We start from the raw sequence: 19,374 nt of genomic DNA, 5'->3' as shown, positions 1-19,374 counted from the left end.
TATCGTCACATATGTGATAAATGTATCAATCATTATTTTTTGCCATGGAAATTATCTCTTCACGCGCCTTTTTTGCATCCTCGTCCTCGGAGTCCAGCTCGATCAGCACATCGTATGTCTTAATGGCATCATTGTAATTATCTTCCTGTACACAGAGTTCTGCAGCATTTGATAATATTGCTTTTGCTTCCTGTTTGTGCCCAAGCTTGTAAAGCAGCTTGCCCCTTGTTCTCCACATGTCGATATTGGCAACATCGAGCTCAAGGGCATTCTCTATAGCTCCGAGTGCTTTCTCATATGTCTCTATGTTCCTGCTGACAAGGGCCTTCAACTCCCACATCTCAGCTGCTGCATGGAAACATTCTATCGCTTCCTTTGCCTGTCCAAGCTTCCTGTGAGCAATGCCTGTGAAGAAAATGGGTTCGACGAAGTCCTCTGTCAGTTCCATTGTCCTCTCAAAAGTTGAAATGGCAGCACCATATCTTTCAGATTCAAGAAGTACCATTCCCTTACTGTACCATACATGTGCGATGCTCGGGTCTATCTCTATGGAGTGCTCAAATTCCTCTATGGCCTCTTCCCCCCTTCCCATTTCCGCAAGGATGCCACCTTTCAGGAAATAGCTTTCAGCGTCCTTTGGTTCCATCTCCGTGATATTCGTGAATATCTCCAGTGCACCTTCAAGGTCATCTTTGATGGCAAGGATATTACCTTTCAATTTGAGTGCATCGATATCTTCTCCAAGTTCCAATGCTTCATTGGTGGTCTCAAGGGCGTCATCATATAGGTGAAGTCCCGTGAGTATCCTTGCTTTGATAAGCAGTGCGTGGTTTGGGTCAGGCGCATGGTTGATCGCCTGTTCCACAACTTCCAGTGCCTGATCGAGCTGGCTCTCCCTGCACAATGACATTACTTTGTTTATCAGAAAATCTGCCAATTCTTGAGGTGACATATCACTTTTAGGTTCGGACATAATCACCAATTGTGCAATACCATTTTAATGTCTTGCGGCGGATTTAGAAAAAAGAGTCCAGCGTTCTCTGGAATCGCATGTCTGATAGCATCTTTGCCTTTGCCTTCCATTGCTGCGAAGGCGTTCTCACTCGCGTTGCCATGTCATCCAGTGCTTCTTCGATGGTCTCGAAAGTGCGTGGGATAGAGTTCAATGCATTTCTGGCAGCCTCGCGGACCACCCATACTCCAAGCGGTGCCCAGTATTCAGGTGTGATCTCCCGTATCATGAACACCGATGCCTGCCTTTGTATCTTCTCAAGATGTTCCAGAGCGGCGATCCGGGCGGCATAGTATCCCCCGGCAAGGTTCGAATATCCCTTTTTGCCGTTGATGTCCTCCATGTCCTGCCCTATCCATGAGGAATCTCCGGACCAGACCGAACTCTTCATCCATATCTCGAGCAGCTCATAAGAATATCTGCGCGGGGTCATGAGTATCTCAAAATAGTTTCCGAAGCATCCTCCGCTGAACACCGATATCTCACTGATGAGGGGCAGGTCTATTACACGGTCGGTGATATCCTTGCCTACCATATCATCTGTGGCTGTAATTGCCCAGCGGGTAGGCACAAGTTTGCGTTCCTGTCCCAACAGACCTATGGAAAGCAATCTAGTGATATGTTCGGTGGGTATATCCCCTTTAAAAAGTTCACACACAGCATCCTTTGCAAGGGCATCAGTGTCGTATGCCAGATGGTCCACTTTTTTGGGTACCTTCGGATTCTCTGCAATATCAAAGTCCTTCATGGTCCCGGAAGGGCCCATGGGGGTAAGCACACTGTCGAACTTCAGGTCCTGTTGCAAGGGTTTGGTGAACCACGCTTCTGTGTCGATGGGTGACTTTGACAGTGCGAGCTCCTGCGACTTTTCCAGAAGTTTATCCGGTCTGTTCGCATTTTTCACATTTATGGTGGTATTTGCCCGGACAAGTTGGCATCTGGCAGATATGATGTCCTGTATGTCCATGGAAAGCCATTGCTTGGGGTCTTCAAGTGCCATTGCATCCTTAGAATCCACTTGTGGTGGGATCATGGGTCCGGCCTTGACCTGGGGGTAGCCATATCTTCCCACAAAGACCGCTGGTGGGGAAGCACCAAAAATAGAACCGTCTGAGGATATCGAAGTTGCGGTGCTCTCAGCAGCCCTGAACTTCTCAAGGATAGGACATCTAGGTCTTCCGCAAAGTCCTTTTCCTTTACATTGGATGCATAGACTTTTGCTCAATCTTCATCATCTTTACATAATATGCAATATTCTGCTTCCGGTGCATTTTTGAACAACCAGCCTGAACGCTGCACGAACTTGCATACATTGCACATTCCCTCGTTCATGGCCTTTGCAGACATCTCATTGACAAGCTCGGTGGCAAATTTCCTTATCTCTTCATTGGTCTCTTCTGAAAATCCTACTTCTGCTCCCCTTTTCTCACTCACGTACTGGGAAACGGCAGCTCTGGACAATCCGAGAATGTCTGCCACCTGTTGCTGTGTGCATCCGTGGTCGATCATCATGGTACGTGCAAGTCCGGCGCGTATTGCTGGCAAAACTCTCTGAACCATTATCTCGCAGGTAGGTTTCATAATATTATATCCTTCACTCGTCCTATTTGATTTTTTTGGCAGTATCGATGATAAGCAGATCTGCACTCGAACGGACGCTCATAATTCAAAAAAAGGACATGGCATTCAATACCAGCATTGGTATGGCCATGTTCCGTTCATTATTAATTTTTAATACGAACATCAGGTCTGTCTGACAGTCCTGTTATTCAAAGTCAATTTCAGTCCTTGATCTGCTCTGGGGAGAACCCTTTCTTTACAAGAACGGCTTTCATGCGACTCAGATGGTTGCCCTGCAATTCTACGGCACTACCTTTTACAGTTCCGCCACATGCAAATTTTGATTTAAGGTATGTGGACAGTTCGTGGAGGTCGATTTCATTAGCATCGAATCCTTCTACAACTGTAACTTCTTTGCCGTATCTTCGTCTGTTCACTTTCACTGTAATTCTTTGTTGCTCTTTTGCCACTTCTTCACAGATACATAGCTCTGATGGCAAACCGCAAACCGGGCACATTTCTGAACTCATCTTCTAGTTTTTCCTCCGCAAATTTATTGCGTTATAACCATAAATTATTATAATGTATGCTATTTATAGGTAATAAATAGATGTCTTTTATGTATCCCACTATGCTATTAAAATCTAATGGTGATGTAATTTCATCTGATGTCGAATATGCAAAAAGCATGTTCAGGCAGGCTAAAGGCCTTATGTTCAGACGTTCGGTCCACGATAGCTATGCTATGGTCTTCATCTTTTCCTCTCTCAAGAGAATATCCCTCCACATGCTGTTTGTTCCATTTCCGCTGGATGTCCTTTTTCTTAATGAAGATAAAAGGATAGTCAAGACCACCACTCTCAGGCCCTGGATCGGCATTGCTGATTCCGGTGAAAAGATCAGGTACGTCATAGAAATACCTTCAGGTACCATCGCTTCCAACGACCTCAAGGTCGGGGATGATCTGATGTTCGATGAACCTTGAACTTCTCTCTCGCTGGAAATCTTTATCTAATCTATGGTTTATTTAAGCCTAAATCATACTCCTTATATAATGAGGCGCACAAATGTTACCTGAAAATGACCTGAAGATCATAACAGAAGAGATGGGCAGAGAACCAAACCTTGTTGAACAGGGATGCTTTTTGAATCTTTGGAGCGAACACTGCTCCTACCGTTCCAGTGCTCCCCTGCTGAAAACCTTTACCACCGTGGGAGATCGTGTTATCATAGGTCCTGGCGACGATGCAGCAATAATCCGCTTCGGCGAAGGCTGGGTACTTGCCATTGGAATGGAAAGCCACAACCATCCTTCCTATGTCGATCCCTATAACGGATCAGCAACAGGTGTCGGCGGAATTGTGCGTGATATCATATCCATGGGTGCCCGCCCAATAGCACTTATGGACCCGTTGTATTTCGGTCCTCTGGACACTCCCAAGAACCTTTACCTTTTCGAGCACATCATTGAAGGTATCGCAGGCTACGGAAACTGCATTGGTGTTCCTGTTGTCAGGGGCGAGACATACTTCGATGAGTCATACAGTGGAAACCCTCTGGTGAACGTTGTTTGTGTGGGTCTGGCACGCGAAGAGAACATCGTGACCGCATGTGCACAGAAAGCAGGCAACAAGCTTGTCCTAATAGGTTCCACCACAGGCCGTGACGGTCTTGGGGGTGCATCCTTCGCTTCCCGCGACCTTTCCGAAGAAGCTGAAGCAGAAGACCGCCCCAGCATACAGATCGGTGACCCGTTCACAGAAAAGCTTGCAATTGAAGCAACACTGGAAGCTATCGGTGCAGGCTATGTTCTCTCATGCAGGGACCTTGGTGCAGCAGGGCTTGCAGGCGCAAGCTCTGAAATGGCATCAAAAGGTAAACTCGGCATGCGTCTTGAAGCTGACAAGGTTATCCTCAGGGAAGACGGCATGACCCCTTACGAGATCATGATCGCTGAATCCCAGGAACGCATACTGATGGAAGTCGAACCTGAAAATGTCGAGGCTGTCCTTGCGATCGGAAAGAAGTACGATCTCCATGCAAGCATGATAGGCGAACTAACAGAACGTCTCTATTATACTGTTGAGTTCGAAGGTGAAACGGTAGCTGACATTCCGGTAATGCTCCTCACTGAAGGGGCACCAACTTTCGAACGTCCATCCACTGCCCCTCCAGAGCGCGAGATAGGTGAAAAACCAGACCTTCCTGCAGACCTGAAGAAGGTAGTTCTCGATATCCTATCATCCCACAACATCGCTTCAAAAGAATGGATCTATCGCCAGTATGACCACGAAGTGCAGGTGCGTACAGTGGATAAACCCGGCTCAGATGCAGCAGTTCTTCGCATAGGTGATGGAAAGGGACTTGCCATGTCCTGCGGATGCAACCCGCGTCACACACTTCTTGATCCATACGAAGGTGGAAAGGGCACACTCATCGAGAACAGTATGAACCTTGCAGTAAAAGGTGCAGAAGGTATCGCACTTGTGGATTGCCTGAACTTCGGAAACCCTGAAAGGCTGGACATCTACTGGCAGTTCAAACAGGCCATCCTCGGTCTCGGTGACGCTGCAAGAAGCCTGTCCATTCCGGTGGTTGGAGGAAATGTCTCCCTTTACAACGAAAGCGGAGAATATGGCACTGCCATCGCACCAACACCATCCATTGGTCTTATCGGTATCACAGGAGAGCTCGAAACAGTTCCTCAAAGCCACTTTACAGGAGATGGCAACACCATCATCCTCGTGGGCAACACCCTTGATGAGATGGGCGGCTCGGAATATTACAACATGGTCGGGCTAAGGCTCAACGGCAATGTGCCAAAGGTCACTGATGATTCAGTAAAGGTCGTTGAAACGCTCATCAATGTGGTGAGGGGCGGAAATATAGTGTCTGCTCACGACGTATCTGCAGGTGGACTGGCTGTGGCCCTCTCCGAGATGTGTGGCTCCATGGGTGCAGATATCGATCTGAGCGCTGTAGGCGACAACCTGCGTGCTGATGATATCCTTTTCTCCGAATCCCATGCAAGAGCAATTCTTGTAACGTCCTCTCCGGAAAAAGTAAAAGAAATGCTTGCCGATGTCCCTCATACTGTCATTGGAACAGTAGGCGGTAACAAACTGAGCATCAAAGGTGATGGATTCGATGTCTCTCTCTCCCTTGAGGAGATATCAGATGCAAGGGCATCTCTTACAAAACTGATGATGGAATAATTTCCATTATCTTCTTTTATCTTTATTCTTTCATTTTTTCAACTTAGTGTCATCCTATTGCATGGATGCATGTCATATATTGTTGATTTATGACATATTATCAAAATTTTATATGTATATATTTTTATAATCAAATTACTATATGTATCATTGTATAAGGGGTACATTATGTTTATTCGGCAAAAAACATTGATTGGTGTAGGGGTCATGCTTATTTTCATGATCTTTGCCATTACTGGAGTTTCTCAACTTCTCGTAACAGATAGTTATAGTGAATTGGATGAAGAGCAGGCATCTAAAGATGCTATCTGGATGCGAGATCTCATTGAGTCTGATATGGATTCATTGGAGTTTCTGAACATTAAATATAGTCAATGGGATGATACTTATGAATATATTGTATCTCATGATGATGAATATGTCAAATCCAATATAATGCCAGAAACGTTTGAGCACAGTCAGCTTGATTTTATCGCTTATGTTGATCCTTCCGGAGAGATCGTTTATGGTTCATCATATGATAAAATAAATGAAGAGCAAGTACCATTATATGACAGCTTGGTGGAGTTTATTCCGTCTTCTAATTTAAGCGGACCCGTTTTCATCAATTTGCCGGAAGGTCTGTTTATCATCTCCTCGTCTCCAATATTAACCAGTGCCATGGATGGTCCGTCTCGCGGAATTGTGGTCATGGGGCGCTTATTCGATCATGATCTAATTGACTCTCTTTCAGAAGGTTCAGGTATTGCAATAGAGCTGGTACCTGCATATGATCCACAGCTACCTCTGGGTATTTGGAATGAAGGTTCTTCTGACATTTTCGTAGAAACTATTGATAAAGATATGGTTGCAGGCTATTATCCAATTCGTGATGTTTTCGGTATTCCTGCAATAGTTGCCAAAACCACAACCCCTCGTTCGATAACAGCACAAGGGGAGGAAACATTGTATTATTTTGCTCTCTCACTCTTCCTTGTGGGCTTTGTTTTTGGATTTATCATGCTCTTGTTCCTGGATAAGATCGTGCTTAGGCGTGTATTAAATCTTTGTGTAGATGTAAAATCTATTGGAGACGATAAGGATTTCTCTTCCCGTCTGCATATTGGGGGGAATGATGAACTTTACCTTTTATCTCATTCCATAAACTTGATGTTGAGGAAGCTTGAAGATATGCACAAAGCTAAGGACAGTGCAGTCATGAAAGCTATGCCGGTTATGATCGCTCACATGAAGCTTGATGGTACCGTCATACACCGTAATGATCCCCAGAATGGTGATCTGTTTTTCCTATCCTCCATGGATTTTAAAAATATTTATGATATTCTTCCTGAAGATACTGCAAAGCTTATGAGGGGGAAGGTGCAGGATATTGCTAGGTCTAATGAAGTTGGAGTTGTGGAATACAACTTGCCTGTGGATGGTCGGATAGTCAATCTTGAAGCAAGGGTCCTGGTGTTCGGTGAAGACGATGTGCTTGCGATAATTATGGATAATTCCCATCGCAAAGCTGCGGAATCTGCTCTTATCCAGTCAAAACTGGAAGCTGAAGCATCAAGCCGTACAAAGTCCGAGTTCATAGCTAACATGAGTCATGAGCTGAGGACACCTTTGAATTCGATCATTGGTTTTTCGGATGTGATCCACAGTGAAAGTCACGGTCCTTTGAATGAACCTCAGAAGAAATACATATCCAATGTTCTTAAAAATGGAAAGCATCTTTCAAATATCATCAACGACATACTATCTGTGTCAAAGATCGAATCTGGTAATGTGGAACTTCATGTTGATGAATTCTTTGTATCCGATCTTATTGATGAAGTAGAATCAATGATGGCACCTATTGCATTAGAGAAAGATATTGACCTTAACTGTAACATTGATATTGAAATGCCTGCCATAAAAGCAGATATGATAAAATTCAAGCAGATCGTTTACAACCTCGTGAGCAATGCCATTAAGTTCTCCGATAAAGGGGGAACAGTGGCAATCGGAGGACGGATCTCTGAGGACTTCGTGCATATTTCTGTAAAGGACTGTGGCATCGGTATTTCACCAGATACTCAGGATAATTTATTCAATCCTTTTTTCCAGGCAGATGCATCTATTTCCAGAAAGTATGGAGGTGTCGGCCTTGGCCTACCTCTTGTCAAGAACTTTACAGAAATGCATGGTGGTTATGTACATGTAGAAAGTAAGGAAGGGGAAGGTAGTACCTTTACGGTCTCCTTCCCACTCGATAGGGATTTTGATTCCTCCCAAATTAATGAGCAGAACTAAAAAGATCATGCCAGCATTGTGATCTGCTCAACCCCTTTTATCAAAGAATCTACCTCTTCTTTGGTATTGTATAGGGCAAATGAAGCCCTTACGGTACCTTCGACACCTATCAGGTCCACTGATGGCATGGCGCAATGGTAACCGCTTCTAACACATATCTTTCGGGTCTCGTCAAGGATCATGGCGACGTCATGCGGGTTCATGCCCTGAACATTGAAAGGCACAACTCCGGTCCTGTCCTTTGGTCCGTATACCTCCACTCCTTCTATCTCCTCAAGGCGTGTTGCAGTATCCTGTGCCAGTTCTTTCTCATGTTTCTCTATGGCTTCCACGCCAATGTCCTTCACATATTCCACGGCTCGTCCAAGGCCTATGATCCCTGGGATGTTGGGTGTTCCGGCTTCGAACTTTGAGGGGGATGGCTCAAGCTCATAGCTTTCAGTGGTCACTGCATGAACGGTTCCGCCACCTACATAAACAGGCTCAAGGATGTCCGGGTCCTTTATGCAGAGCACGCCAGTTCCCTGTGGTCCGAGCAATCCTTTATGACCCGGGGTTATGAAAAAGTCACAATCGATATCTTTGATATCCACTGGCATATGTCCGGCGGACTGTGAGCCGTCAACAAGTGTCAATACATCGGATCGGTGTGCGTTCTGAGTTATCTTCTTAACATCCCTGACAGAACCGAAAACATTTGAAACATGGTTCACACTCACCAGTCTTGTTCTGTCCGTAATGGCCTCATCGATGTCCTTTGGGTCTACATACCCTTCCCTGTCCGATCCGACGACAGTGACCTCAACACCCTGTTCTCTTAGCCTCATCCAGGGCAGGAGATTCGAATGGTGTTCCACAACAGTTGTCACCACATGGTCGCCAGTTTCCCATTTCAGTCCAAGGGATACCATATTGATGCCTTCTGTGGCATTTTTAGTGAATACGGTTCCATCTGACCCTATGTTCAGAAATCCAGCAACTGTATCCCTTGCATCCTCATAATGGTCAGTGGTCTGGCGGGCAAGCCTGTGAGCTCCTCTGCCATGATTTGCAGCATATTTGAAAAAATAATCGTTCATAGAGTTGACGGCTTGCACAGGTGTCTGTGTCGTAGCACCGCTATCAAGGTAGATAACTTCCTCAAGAACGGGGAAATCTTTGCGTACAGAAAGAATATCATACATATTCGTTTCATACGCAAGATTGCTAAAAATAGGTTTTGCAGCTTATTTAGATAGAAATCCACCGAGCATGAAATTGCAAAGTTCCTGCTCATCAGCATCCAGTCTTTCAGTGGTCTGACCACTTACAACTGCAAGGTACCTGTCTTCTCCATTTCTGGCAGAGATATCATCTATTTTCATGATATTTCTCATAATTTAATTCCTCCTGTCTCTTCAATTGTAGTTATAGAATTTGACCTGCGTAGCAGAGCCAAACTCTTAATAAAGAGTTAATCATATTTATATATTTCCATTGATATGGGAGTTTTTGTGTTGTTATTGTCGTAAGGAATATAATGTTGCAAAAGAGTTCCACTTACCATGTCTCACATCCTGATCGATCGATCATTGCAATATATAGAAGGTACACAGCGTGTTCTTGATGAGGGGGCTACCCTTGAGAATACGCAACCTCATCTTAAAAGAATAGGTGTAACCAGGATCGCAAGCATAACCGAGCTTGATCGTATAGGGATACCTGTTTTTTCAGCCATAAGACCTTCCGCAGCCGATGGTGCGATATCCATCTATTCCGGTAAAGGCGCTTCAGAGGCACAGGCAAGGATCTCTGCCATGATGGAAAGCTTCGAAAGATGTCTTGCTGAACGTGTGAGCGTAAATGCGGATATCGATGAAGAGATCGCAGCAGATGAATTTATCGAGACCTCAGATAAAGCAAGTGAAGGGCATGAGCTACTGGATGTCGATTCTTTACTTCTCTTTGAACCTATTGCCTCTGATAAACTGGTCGAATGGACCAAAGGCTGGGATATGTTGCAAGAGAAGGAAATATATGTTCCGTCAAATGCAGTTCATCACCCATACGATTCACCGGGAATGTCAGCAAAACTTTTCCGAAGCAATACCAACGGACTTGCTTCGGGTAACGTCATAGAGGAGGCCATTCTCCACGGCCTGCTCGAGGTGATCGAACGTGATGCTCTGAGCATCTCTGAGTTCAACAGGAACCCAGGCAAGGAACTCGTTCTTACTGAAAATGACGGTATCAACTATGAGCTCGTAAAGAAGTTCGAAGATGCTGGTGTGCAGATAAAATTATGGTGTCTGGAACATGATACTGCTATCACCACCATAGTAGCGGCTACCGATGACCTTGAACTGAAAGATGCCGCATTGCTTGTCATGGGTGCAGGCTCCCATCTCAAACCTGATATAGCTGTACGGAGGGCGATCACAGAAGCTGCACAATCAAGGGTCGTACAGATACACGGTGCACGTGAGGATACTGACAGGGAATCATTTGTGAGGCAGATCGGATATGAGCGCATGAAAAGGATGAACCGGTTCTGGTATGACGAAGGTGATCCCATAACACTTGACCAGATAAGTGACATCTCCGCATCAACTCCTGCTGAGAACATTGACGTGGTCCTCAATGAGCTGCGTAAAGTGGCCGAAAGTGCGATAGTGGTGGACCTCTCCCGTGAAAGTATAGGCGTTCCTGTGGTGAGGGTCATCATCCCCGGATTCGAACAATATACCCTTGACCGCGAACGTGTGGGTAAACGTTTAAGACAGGGTCGCAAGTCCTTGGCTTCATCTGAAAAACCCTGGAAGAGAAAGTTCGGGCGTAACAAGTGATCCCATGAGAGCAGTGGTATTTGCAGGTACAAGTATCTGCCATGAAGATGCAAAAGCCATTCTTGATGCTGTGTATATGCCTCCTGTGGCAAGGGGTGATGTGGATAAGGTCGTGTCCCAGGGCTATGATATCATAGGTATCATCGATGGCATGTTCTTCGATAGGGCTGCCGTTGCACACAAAGAGATCCTCCATGCAATGAAGAAAGGCATCATCGTAGTAGGTGGTTGCAGCATGGGGGCACTGCGTGCATCCGAACTTGATGTGCATGGTATGATCGGTGTCGGCAAGGTCTATGAATGGTATCGTGACGGTGTCCTCGAATCGGACGATGAGGTGGCTGTCACCACAAATCCCGAGACCTTTGAACCTGTATCTGTTCCTCTTGTCAACATCAGGGAGACCTTACAGGCAGCATGCCATGAAGGTATCATCGATGAGGGTGCCCGTCTCTCCCTGCTTAATATTGCAATAGAGCTCCACTATCCTCTCAGAAGTTATCTTGGTATTGTAAAAACAGCGGTAGATAAAGGAGTACTTCCTGAAAAAGAGCCGTTATTAAATTATTGTCTGAACAACGAGAACGATGTCAAAAGGGCTGATGCGATACTCGTTCTTGAAACGATAAAAGAGCTTATGAAAAAGTAAGCTCAGGCGTGGTCTTCGTGTTCAAGTCGGCAGCCATCATGTTCTATCCTGCCGCAAACTCCGAAAGTTGGATGTCCCATTGAATTGCAGATCGCGTCAATGGCATCCTTTGACACAAACCCTTCAAAACGTGCAACCTCTCTACATGATTCTTCCGGTGTAAGTCCATAATGGTTCAGCATAAGGCTCAAAATACGGTGTCTTCTCAGAATGAAGTGTGTGTATTCCTTCCCTTTCTCGGTAAGGCTGACACCTCTGTAAGGTATATGCTTCACATATCCTGTGGAATCCAGTTCACTGATAGCCTTCGTTGTCGTTGAAGGATCTACTTTCATGTGCCTGGAAATATCCGTGGTGCGCACATTATCGCCTTTCTCAAGCAGGAATTTCAGGTACTCTATCTTTTTCGGAGATAGCTCCAGACCTGTGATGTTCTCCATAGACCTGATTGATCCCTTGTTTATTTAATATTTGCGTACATACCAAAAATAGCCTTTCTCATTTTGGACCATGCTTCTCGATGAACAGCTCGATGAGCGATCCCGTAATGCTTCTCTTGGAAGGGGGTGTGGGTATCTTATCTATGGAGAACCATTTTGCATCCTCTATCTCATTGGCATCTATCTCTATATCTCCGCTTTCATAGGTCGCAGTGAACCCTATCATCAAAGAAGAAGGAAATGGCCAGGGCTGGCTTCCGAAATAGGAAAGTTCCTTTATGGATACACCCACCTCTTCTTTGACCTCTCTGTGTACTGCGTGTTCTATGGTCTCTCCTGCTTCCACAAATCCTGCAACAAGGCCATACATACCTTTCCCGAAATGATGTGACCTTGCCATGAGCAATTGCTCTTCCTTTTCTATAAGGACCACAACAGCAGGACTTATCTTTGGATATGCGATATGTGCACAATTGCCGCATTGCATCCCTGTTTCTTCGGGGACATAATGTGTGGGACTTGCACAGAGGCCGCAATAATGGTGTGTGCGGTAGAAATCTGCCATCTGTACCGCTCTTGAAGTGATGCCAAGCATCTCTTCATCGATGATCCCATACAGATCATTGAGTCCAAGGAACTCCATCTCCTTAAACTCTGCTCCTTCCGGTATTTCGAAACAATGGCATGGTATTTCCCCAAGCGTGCCAATGTAGATGACCTCAGTATTCTCAAGAACATTTCTTTCAGGGATGTACTTAAAATACTCCTCAGAATCGATACCTTTCTCGACCAGTACCTTCCGGCTTCGTACCGGGAAATATAGGGCTTCACCTTCTGGATTATCTTCCTTTCCGTGAAATTCGAGTTCTTCGGTAGCAAAAGAAGGATCATAATATGGTTTCATAGTTTCACACCTGTATTTCTCATAGAAGTTCGGTCTCTGGACTATAGCCTTTCGGTAAAAGCTCCTTAAAGACCTGTAAGATCGAAATAGCTCCAGAGGTAGAGTACGACCGTTCCAACTATTGCTATAAGGACAAAGGTGTTCCTTGAATGGTAATAAAGTTCCTTTGACCCTGACACTCGGATAAGCATTATCTTATTGAGGGTGCTGATGATCCCTGCCATCACAGCGGTCTGGGCAGCTACGGTATAGGGAACATTGCCGGTAAAAGCCAATGCTGCAACGGATGCCACAACAGCGGAACTGCTTACAAGTCCTCCAAGTGCTGTCATGTAGATGCCGGTACTTCCTGCAAACTCTCCTGCAAGGCTTGTGATAACCAGGAGTATGGAAAAAAGGGCACCGAACTTGAAGGCAGGTTTCAATGCGAAGGGTGAACCAATTTCCAGGGGTGCTGTCATTACATCATAGCTCTTCCTTCGTATTGCTATGATGATCAGGACAATAACAAGCATGGCGATCTGTGGGGGTATCATTGCCAACATTGTTCTTCCGGTGGGGTCGACTATCAATGCAATAAGGGTGTTACTGATTATCATTGAGATGTTCGACATGAGGATGCCGATGTAAAGGGCATGGATAAGGCTTGACTGTTTCTTCGACATTGCAGCCAGTGCAGCAGTTGTGGCTTCGCTACTGACAAACCCTCCAAAAAGACCGGAATAGGACATCCCGCCTTTAGTGCCGAACCTCTTGAGCGATACATAGCTGATGAATCCTATGAACATCACAAGGACCACAATGAGTATGGCGGATTTAAGGTTCAGTACGCCTAATATGGGTTCTTCCGGCATGAGTGGGTATAGTATAAAAGCAACTGCGAGGAACTGAACACCATTGAGTATCTCATCATCTGTAAGATGTTCTGCAAAAGAATGTAATGGCTTCTTCTCAATAAGCAGGAATGTCACTATGACCCCTATGATTATGGCAAATAGATAATGTCCCATTGCCACGATCACTCCCAGAAGGTAGGTCAGAAAAAGGGCGATGGAACTTGTCATTCCCAGCTTACCACTGATCATATATACTCTGTATATCAGGAAAAAACAGGATGCTGCAATGAGTACTGTAGTTATCAGGAGGATCATTATATCTATCAGTTGGGCTACAAATGTGGCAAGCATACCGCAGATACATACTATTGCAAAAGTACGTACTCCTGCAAACACTTCCTGGTCCTGACGGTGGTGTTCACGTTCAATTCCTATAAGGATGCCTATCATTAAGGCCAGCACGACCTTTGTGAGGAAATCATACAGTATCGGGTCTATGCCCAGATCAAATACCAACACCGTTACGACCTCCTTCATAAATGTTCATATTATCAGTTTTCCAAAAGAACAGGCATCTATATTCTATGGTATGCTTTTTTGTATGGTACTAATATATATCTCATGAACCTTTATATTATTTTTTAACATTTGTTAGTTGTTCCCAATATTCATTCTTATAATTTTAAAAGGGAAAGGTGGGGTTGTAATTTGATAGTTCAGCAGGTATTCGTAAAAGGAATAGCTCACAGTTCTTATTTGCTTGGTGGCGATAAATTCTGTGCAGTGATCGATCCGTCCAGGGATGTCGATGTATATCTCGATATGGCCTCTGATATGGGATGGAAGATAACTCACATACTGGAAACACATCTTCATGCGGATTTCATTTCCGGGCATATGGAATTGATGCAAAGGACAGGTGCGAACATTTTTGTTCCCGGTTCTGCGAATTGTGAATTCGATGCAGTAGTTGTTTCAGAGGGCGATATGTTAGAGATCGAGGATATGTCCATCGGAGTAATGGAAACTCCAGGTCACACTCCTGAGCATGTTTCCTATGTGGTGACCGATCATGCAAGGGGCGTTGAGCCGGCATGTGTTTTTTGCGGTGACACTCTTTTTGTCGGGGATGTGGGCAGACCCGATCTGTTCCCTGGAAAAGCTGAAGAACTGGCATCAGAACTCTATGATAGTCTTCATGACAAACTTCTCTCTCTCCCTGATTTTTGTGAGGTCTACCCTGCACATGGGGCAGGGTCTCTTTGTGGCAGGGCGATGGCTGCTAAAAGAAGTTCTACAATCGGTTATGAACGTCTTTATAATCATGCTCTCAATATCAACAAAAAAGCTGAATTCATTTCATCCTTGACCAATGAAATGCCTCCTGCACCAGACCACTTCAAACGCTGTAGTAAAGTGAATGCAAAAGGTCCTGTTCTTCTTTCACAGATCGCATCTGCTGAAGCGTTACCTCCTCTTGAGTTCAAAAGGATGAGTGATGATACTGAGAACATAGTTCTTGATACCAGGTGCTATGAAGCGTTTGGTGGAAGGCATATTCCGGGTGCATACAGTATTGATATTAACAGTAATTTTGTGACATATTCAGGTTGGCTTTTACCTGAGAACAAGACCATTATGCTGGTGGTGGATTCTCCGGAGCAAGTGAATAAAACATCCCTGTGGCTTCACAGGGTAGGACTTGACAGGATTGGATATTTCCTCGAAGGTGGAATGGCATCCTGGTCCCTGGCTGGTCTCTCAACACAACATGTTTGCCAGCTTTCAGCTGAAGAGCTTCATGATCTTCTATCCAGTGGTGAAGGGCTGGTACTGATAGATGTAAGGTCGGAAGCCGAACACCGGGAAGGCCATATACAGAACTCTATCAATATCCCTGTTCATGAACTGCGCAGTTCCTACAAGGACCTCGATCCCTACACAAAGACAGTTGTCATCTGTGGAAGTGGTCAGCGCTCGAGTATGGGTGCCAGCATCTTACGGCAGAATGGATTTAGCGATGTCTACAATGTAGCCGGTGGGATGATCGGTTATAATGCTGCAGGCTATGGGCCTGAATGCATCATGTGTTCCCTCCCTTGGACAGGTTCAAGTGACACAAATAAAATAAAATGAAATAAAATAAAAAGAACTAAAATATAATAAAAAGAAATAAAGTAGAATGAAGTGAAGTAAAGTAAAAAGAAATAAAAAGTTCACAGTTGATGCTTTGTCATTCCAAGGCCATGTTCCTTCTCAAGGTTTATGGTCTTTGGTTTGTAGAGCTTTCCTGCTTTCCATGAAGTGATGGCATCCTTCACGGTCTCATCAGCACCTACGAATATCTCTATCCCGTTCTTGTCAAGAAGGTCAACGATCTTCTGTCCGACACCTGAGCAGAGGACGATATCCACTCCTGCATCTTTTAGCAGTTCAGGTGGTATGCCTTTTCCACCCATATGCACACTCGTATTCTTAATTATCTCGACTGTCTTGGTCTCGGTATCATATATGGTATATGTAGGGGCTTTTCCGAAATGAAGTTCAACGTAGTCCTCTAATCCCCCGGTCTCTGAAGATGGTATGGCAACTTTCATATTTTCAACTCTTCATATCAATATGGAAAACCTGAATGATATACCTCACCACTGCTCCGTTTCTTCAATATATCAGCATTGTTCAGATGCTTATACGATAGCCTGCTTCAATATGGACAAAACTTTTCTTATACTTCTCTTTAATGGCATCAATGCTCGATGTACAGTGTCCTGCACCTATGAGTTCGAGATCCTGCATCGCTTCAATGTCCTGGCAGTCGTGCAATCCTCCGATGATGCCGCGAACATTCCCAAGTGAAGCTGCAACCTCCATTATCGCTGACAATCCTGGATGTGCACAGCCGGTTATGATATAGACGCCTTTGTCAGTATCCAGCAATAATGCTTGTTCCTTGATGCTGTCTCCCAGTTCACCGGTGGAATATATTCCTTCTGCGATCTTGCACATTCCGTTTATCTCATTGAGCTTTGCACGCTTTTGTATCTCGTTCTTGAGCTTTTTAGAGAACGATGCCAATACGTAGGCCTCTATTTCGGGATTCGCATTCAGAACAGCCGGCAATCCTCCTATATGGTCCCAATGCTGGTGGGACAATAGCAAAATATCATACTCCCTTATATCGAGCCCAAGAACTTCCATGTTCTTTAACAAAAGCCCGCCATCCCAGCCGGTATCGAACAAGATCTTCTGCTCATCGGTCTCGATGGAACAGGAAAATCCCCATCCTTTCCCCAATCCTTTTCCGGCATTGTTGTCATAGACAACAGTGATATCCATCATTGCTTCACCATATCAAATACGTTCTTCATATAATATTTTGAATAAAGGGCTCCTGCGGGGTTGTGTGCCAGCACCCTGTCCTTGACGATGAATGTTGTAACAGGTGCTTCACTGTACTTGTTGAAAAGTATGTCGTGACCAAGACACAGGCCAATTATGATGTTCAGTTGAGTCCCTGCACGGTTCAGTAATTTTGCCTGGGCGATAGGATTGCAGGCGATCTCTATACTTTCTTCCCGTATCCTGTCCAGTCCATAGGTATCTTTCTCGACACCGCAGACCTTACAACAAACAGATTCCACTTTAATGTGTTTCTCCAGTATCTCACAGAATGACTTCGCTTCCTTTTCCAGGCCTATGCAAAAAGCAACTCCGATCCTTTCATATCCAAGTTCTTTTGTAAAAAGGATGATCTCTTCAAGCCTTGTCTTCTGCATGTAGTGTTTTGCTTCTATTCCGGAAGCAACTTTCATGATCTCCAGATCTTCGCCTTCATAATCTGCAAGAATATCCTTGGGGGCACAATTCTTCCCCTGGTAACAATCCTTACTGTCACAATCAGCACATCTCATATTATCATCTCGTTGGAAGCAGTGTGTCCTCTTTCTTATCAAGCTCTGCAACAACACGTTCCCATAATTCTTTGATCCCGTCTGAAAGAACATTCTCCCTGTATTCTACAACGGTCGTCTCTTCCCTCATTGCCATATTGGGTGATGGGTGGTAAGGTAGTTTACCTGCAACTGCTATCTCTCTCTCTTCACAGAAAGCTTCTATTTTCCCTGCGTTCTTCTCATTGATGTCGTATTTGTTGATACAGACAATGGCAGGGATATTGAAGTGTTCCGTAACCTGCAAGACCCTTTCCAGATCATGCATCCCTGATAAACTGGGTTCGGTCACTATCAATGCAAGGTCTGCTCCTGTTATCGTTGCAAGCACCGGACATCCTGTTCCCGGAGGGCCGTCAGTTATTATAAGTTCGTTCTCATTTTCCAGTGCTATCGAACGCGCCCTTTCTTTGACAGCACTCACAAGTTTCCCGCTTGCCTCTTCTCCTATCCTTAATTCTGCGTGCACCATTGTTCCGTGGTTCGTTGCTGATCCAAAAACATTGCCGGATATTTTTTTCACCATGTTTATGGCATCGGCCTGGCAAACATATTCGCAGACCCCACAACCTTCGCATTTGTGCGTGTTTATAATGAGGTTGTCATCTATGGCATCGAAGTTGCAGGCACTTTGGCAATTATAGCATTCGTTACACTTTTCAAGATCTATCTCTGCTTTATCCATGCCGTAAAATGAGTGATCTTCAATTATCCTTGGTCTTAGAAGCAGATGAAGGTTCGGTGCATCGACATCACAGTCAGCTATCACTGCATTTTTTGCCATTGCTGCAAACGAAGCTGTGATCGTGGTCTTGCCGGTTCCGCCTTTTCCACTGATGACTACGAGTTCCTTCATGCCAGCTCCTTTTCATTGATGATCTTTTCGAATAGATCTGAGAATCTCTCTTTCCATTCAGGCATTTCCTCGACAAAGGGTATGCCTTGCGAATACAGTTCAGCGATCCTTTTATTGAGGGGTATTCTCATCAGCACCTCGATATTTTCATTTTCACAATATTCCTCGATGATGGAATTTCCCTGCTCGCTCCGGTTTATGATAACTCCGAGGGGCATGTTCATCATCTTTACCATTTCCACTGCGAGGCGCAGGTCATGCAATCCGAATGGAGTGGGCTCTGTTACTAGTATGCAGTGGTCCGTGTTCTCCAATGTGGTCATCACGGGACACCCTGTTCCCGGTGGGGAGTCGATTATAGTGACAGCATTCGGGTCTATCCATTTCTTGAGCTCCCTTATTACCGGGGATGCCATACTTTCTCCGATATCGAGCACCCCTTCATAGAGCCTGGGGTGGTCTTCAATGTCAGTAGACCTGCTGATAATGCCTGTACATTTTTCCTCTCCTGAAATTGCATGTTCAGGGCAGGCCAGTATGCACCCCCCACAACTGTGACAAAGTGTCGGGAATAGGATCACTTTTTCCGGAAGGGTTGCTATTGCATTGAAATGGCACATTTGGGAACATTTTCCGCAGTATGTGCAAAGATCCTCATCGATATTCGGGACCGTGATCTTTGAGCTAGCTATGGGCTCAAGTCCTTTATTCAGAAAAAGATTGCAATTTGGTTCTTCCACATCGCAGTCTATCAGCTGCGAATTAGGTATTGAAAGGGCAAGGTTTACGGCAACGGTGGTTTTCCCGGTGCCGCCTTTTCCACTTGCGATAGCTATTTTCATATCTTGAT

Annotated in this window: 21 protein-coding genes; 7 read left to right on the top strand and 14 right to left on the bottom strand. The window is 44.9% G+C overall.

Annotation, left to right across the window (positions count from 1 at the left end; genetic code table 11):
• Window positions 1-25: 25 nt before the first annotated feature.
• The 3 genes from AC20MK_RS10530 to AC20MK_RS10520 are packed head-to-tail and all read right to left on the bottom strand — an operon-like array spanning window position 26 to window position 2,593.
• Window positions 26-973 carry a tetratricopeptide repeat protein gene (locus AC20MK_RS10530; protein WP_487355759.1) on the bottom strand — a complete coding sequence of 316 codons (948 nt, stop codon included), beginning with the start codon at window positions 971-973 and terminating at the stop codon, window positions 26-28.
• Between the two features lie 43 nt (window positions 974-1,016).
• Window positions 1,017-2,237 (bottom strand): Nre family DNA repair protein, encoded by a 1,221-nt coding sequence (locus tag AC20MK_RS10525; protein WP_487355758.1) that lies wholly within the window; start codon window positions 2,235-2,237, stop codon window positions 1,017-1,019.
• On the bottom strand, window positions 2,234-2,593 hold the full coding sequence (locus tag AC20MK_RS10520) for a transcriptional regulator (RefSeq protein ID WP_487355757.1): 360 nt from the start codon (window positions 2,591-2,593) through the stop codon (window positions 2,234-2,236). Before AC20MK_RS10520 ends, AC20MK_RS10525 begins: the two co-directional genes overlap by 4 nt.
• Before the next feature lie 35 nt (window positions 2,594-2,628).
• On the opposite strand from AC20MK_RS10520, the gene AC20MK_RS10515 reads away from it, so the two are divergent.
• Window positions 2,629-2,769 (top strand): hypothetical protein, encoded by a 141-nt coding sequence (locus AC20MK_RS10515; protein WP_487355756.1) that lies wholly within the window; start codon window positions 2,629-2,631, stop codon window positions 2,767-2,769.
• Window positions 2,770-2,793: 24 nt separating this feature from the next.
• Here AC20MK_RS10515 and yciH read toward each other — a convergent pair whose 3' ends face one another.
• A complete protein-coding gene (yciH, locus tag AC20MK_RS10510) occupies window positions 2,794-3,102 on the bottom strand; it encodes a stress response translation initiation inhibitor YciH (RefSeq protein WP_011500065.1) in 309 nt (102 codons plus the stop codon).
• A gap of 101 nt (window positions 3,103-3,203) precedes the next feature.
• Here yciH and AC20MK_RS10505 point away from each other — a divergent pair, with 101 nt between their 5' ends.
• The 3 genes from AC20MK_RS10505 to AC20MK_RS10495 all read left to right on the top strand — a co-directional run bounded on the left by AC20MK_RS10505 (window position 3,204) and on the right by AC20MK_RS10495 (window position 8,064).
• Window positions 3,204-3,557: a DUF192 domain-containing protein gene (locus tag AC20MK_RS10505; RefSeq protein ID WP_487355755.1), complete on the top strand. Its 354-nt coding sequence runs from the start codon at window positions 3,204-3,206 to the stop codon at window positions 3,555-3,557.
• Between the two features lie 82 nt (window positions 3,558-3,639).
• A complete protein-coding gene (gene purL / locus AC20MK_RS10500) occupies window positions 3,640-5,787 on the top strand; it encodes a phosphoribosylformylglycinamidine synthase subunit PurL (RefSeq protein ID WP_487355754.1) in 2,148 nt (715 codons plus the stop codon).
• Between the two features lie 168 nt (window positions 5,788-5,955).
• On the top strand, window positions 5,956-8,064 hold the full coding sequence (locus AC20MK_RS10495) for a CHASE4 domain-containing protein (protein ID WP_487355753.1): 2,109 nt from the start codon (window positions 5,956-5,958) through the stop codon (window positions 8,062-8,064).
• 5 nt (window positions 8,065-8,069) lie between these two features.
• On the opposite strand, the gene AC20MK_RS10490 is transcribed toward AC20MK_RS10495, so the two are convergent.
• The gene (locus AC20MK_RS10490) at window positions 8,070-9,248 is read right to left on the bottom strand and encodes a cysteine desulfurase (protein ID WP_487355752.1); all 1,179 of its coding nucleotides are present in this window, start codon (window positions 9,246-9,248) and stop codon (window positions 8,070-8,072) included.
• A 42-nt stretch (window positions 9,249-9,290) separates the two neighbouring features.
• Window positions 9,291-9,440, bottom strand: coding sequence for a hypothetical protein (locus tag AC20MK_RS10485; protein ID WP_487355751.1), 150 nt, complete (start codon window positions 9,438-9,440; stop codon window positions 9,291-9,293).
• Window positions 9,441-9,608: 168 nt separating this feature from the next.
• Between AC20MK_RS10485 and AC20MK_RS10480 the strand changes: the two genes are divergently transcribed.
• Both AC20MK_RS10480 and AC20MK_RS10475 read left to right on the top strand, forming a co-directional pair.
• Entirely contained in the window at window positions 9,609-10,889 is a 1,281-nt protein-coding gene (locus tag AC20MK_RS10480) for a YcaO-related McrA-glycine thioamidation protein (RefSeq protein ID WP_487355750.1), read from the top strand.
• 4 nt (window positions 10,890-10,893) lie between these two features.
• A complete protein-coding gene (locus tag AC20MK_RS10475) occupies window positions 10,894-11,538 on the top strand; it encodes a TfuA-related McrA-glycine thioamidation protein (RefSeq protein ID WP_487355749.1) in 645 nt (214 codons plus the stop codon).
• 2 nt (window positions 11,539-11,540) lie between these two features.
• Here AC20MK_RS10475 and AC20MK_RS10470 read toward each other — a convergent pair whose 3' ends face one another.
• The 3 genes from AC20MK_RS10470 to AC20MK_RS10460 all read right to left on the bottom strand — a co-directional run bounded on the left by AC20MK_RS10470 (window position 11,541) and on the right by AC20MK_RS10460 (window position 14,255).
• Window positions 11,541-11,978, bottom strand: coding sequence for a metal-dependent transcriptional regulator (locus tag AC20MK_RS10470; RefSeq protein ID WP_487355748.1), 438 nt, complete (start codon window positions 11,976-11,978; stop codon window positions 11,541-11,543).
• Between the two features lie 58 nt (window positions 11,979-12,036).
• Entirely contained in the window at window positions 12,037-12,882 is an 846-nt protein-coding gene (gene nudC, locus AC20MK_RS10465; protein ID WP_487355747.1) for an NAD(+) diphosphatase, read from the bottom strand.
• 65 nt (window positions 12,883-12,947) lie between these two features.
• The gene (locus tag AC20MK_RS10460) at window positions 12,948-14,255 is read right to left on the bottom strand and encodes an MgtC/SapB family protein (RefSeq protein WP_487355746.1); all 1,308 of its coding nucleotides are present in this window, start codon (window positions 14,253-14,255) and stop codon (window positions 12,948-12,950) included.
• 171 nt (window positions 14,256-14,426) lie between these two features.
• On the opposite strand from AC20MK_RS10460, the gene AC20MK_RS10455 reads away from it, so the two are divergent.
• Window positions 14,427-15,854: a rhodanese-like domain-containing protein gene (locus tag AC20MK_RS10455; protein WP_487355745.1), complete on the top strand. Its 1,428-nt coding sequence runs from the start codon at window positions 14,427-14,429 to the stop codon at window positions 15,852-15,854.
• 80 nt (window positions 15,855-15,934) lie between these two features.
• On the opposite strand, the gene AC20MK_RS10450 is transcribed toward AC20MK_RS10455, so the two are convergent.
• The 5 genes from AC20MK_RS10450 to AC20MK_RS10430 all read right to left on the bottom strand — a co-directional run bounded on the left by AC20MK_RS10450 (window position 15,935) and on the right by AC20MK_RS10430 (window position 19,366).
• Window positions 15,935-16,315, bottom strand: coding sequence for a NifB/NifX family molybdenum-iron cluster-binding protein (locus tag AC20MK_RS10450; RefSeq protein WP_487355744.1), 381 nt, complete (start codon window positions 16,313-16,315; stop codon window positions 15,935-15,937).
• A gap of 82 nt (window positions 16,316-16,397) precedes the next feature.
• Window positions 16,398-17,057, bottom strand: coding sequence for an MBL fold metallo-hydrolase (locus AC20MK_RS10445; protein ID WP_487355743.1), 660 nt, complete (start codon window positions 17,055-17,057; stop codon window positions 16,398-16,400).
• On the bottom strand, window positions 17,054-17,629 hold the full coding sequence (locus AC20MK_RS10440) for a DUF1847 domain-containing protein (RefSeq protein ID WP_487355742.1): 576 nt from the start codon (window positions 17,627-17,629) through the stop codon (window positions 17,054-17,056). Before AC20MK_RS10440 ends, AC20MK_RS10445 begins: the two co-directional genes overlap by 4 nt.
• Before the next feature lie 4 nt (window positions 17,630-17,633).
• Window positions 17,634-18,524: an ATP-binding protein gene (locus tag AC20MK_RS10435; protein ID WP_487355741.1), complete on the bottom strand. Its 891-nt coding sequence runs from the start codon at window positions 18,522-18,524 to the stop codon at window positions 17,634-17,636.
• A complete protein-coding gene (locus AC20MK_RS10430; protein ID WP_487355740.1) occupies window positions 18,521-19,366 on the bottom strand; it encodes an ATP-binding protein in 846 nt (281 codons plus the stop codon). The genes AC20MK_RS10435 and AC20MK_RS10430 overlap by 4 nt, the downstream gene beginning before the upstream one ends.
• Between the last annotated feature and the right edge of the window lie 8 nt (window positions 19,367-19,374).

This window comes from Methanococcoides sp. DA23, from assembly GCF_057593895.1.
This window is presented reverse-complemented; position numbering and strand designations above follow the sequence as displayed.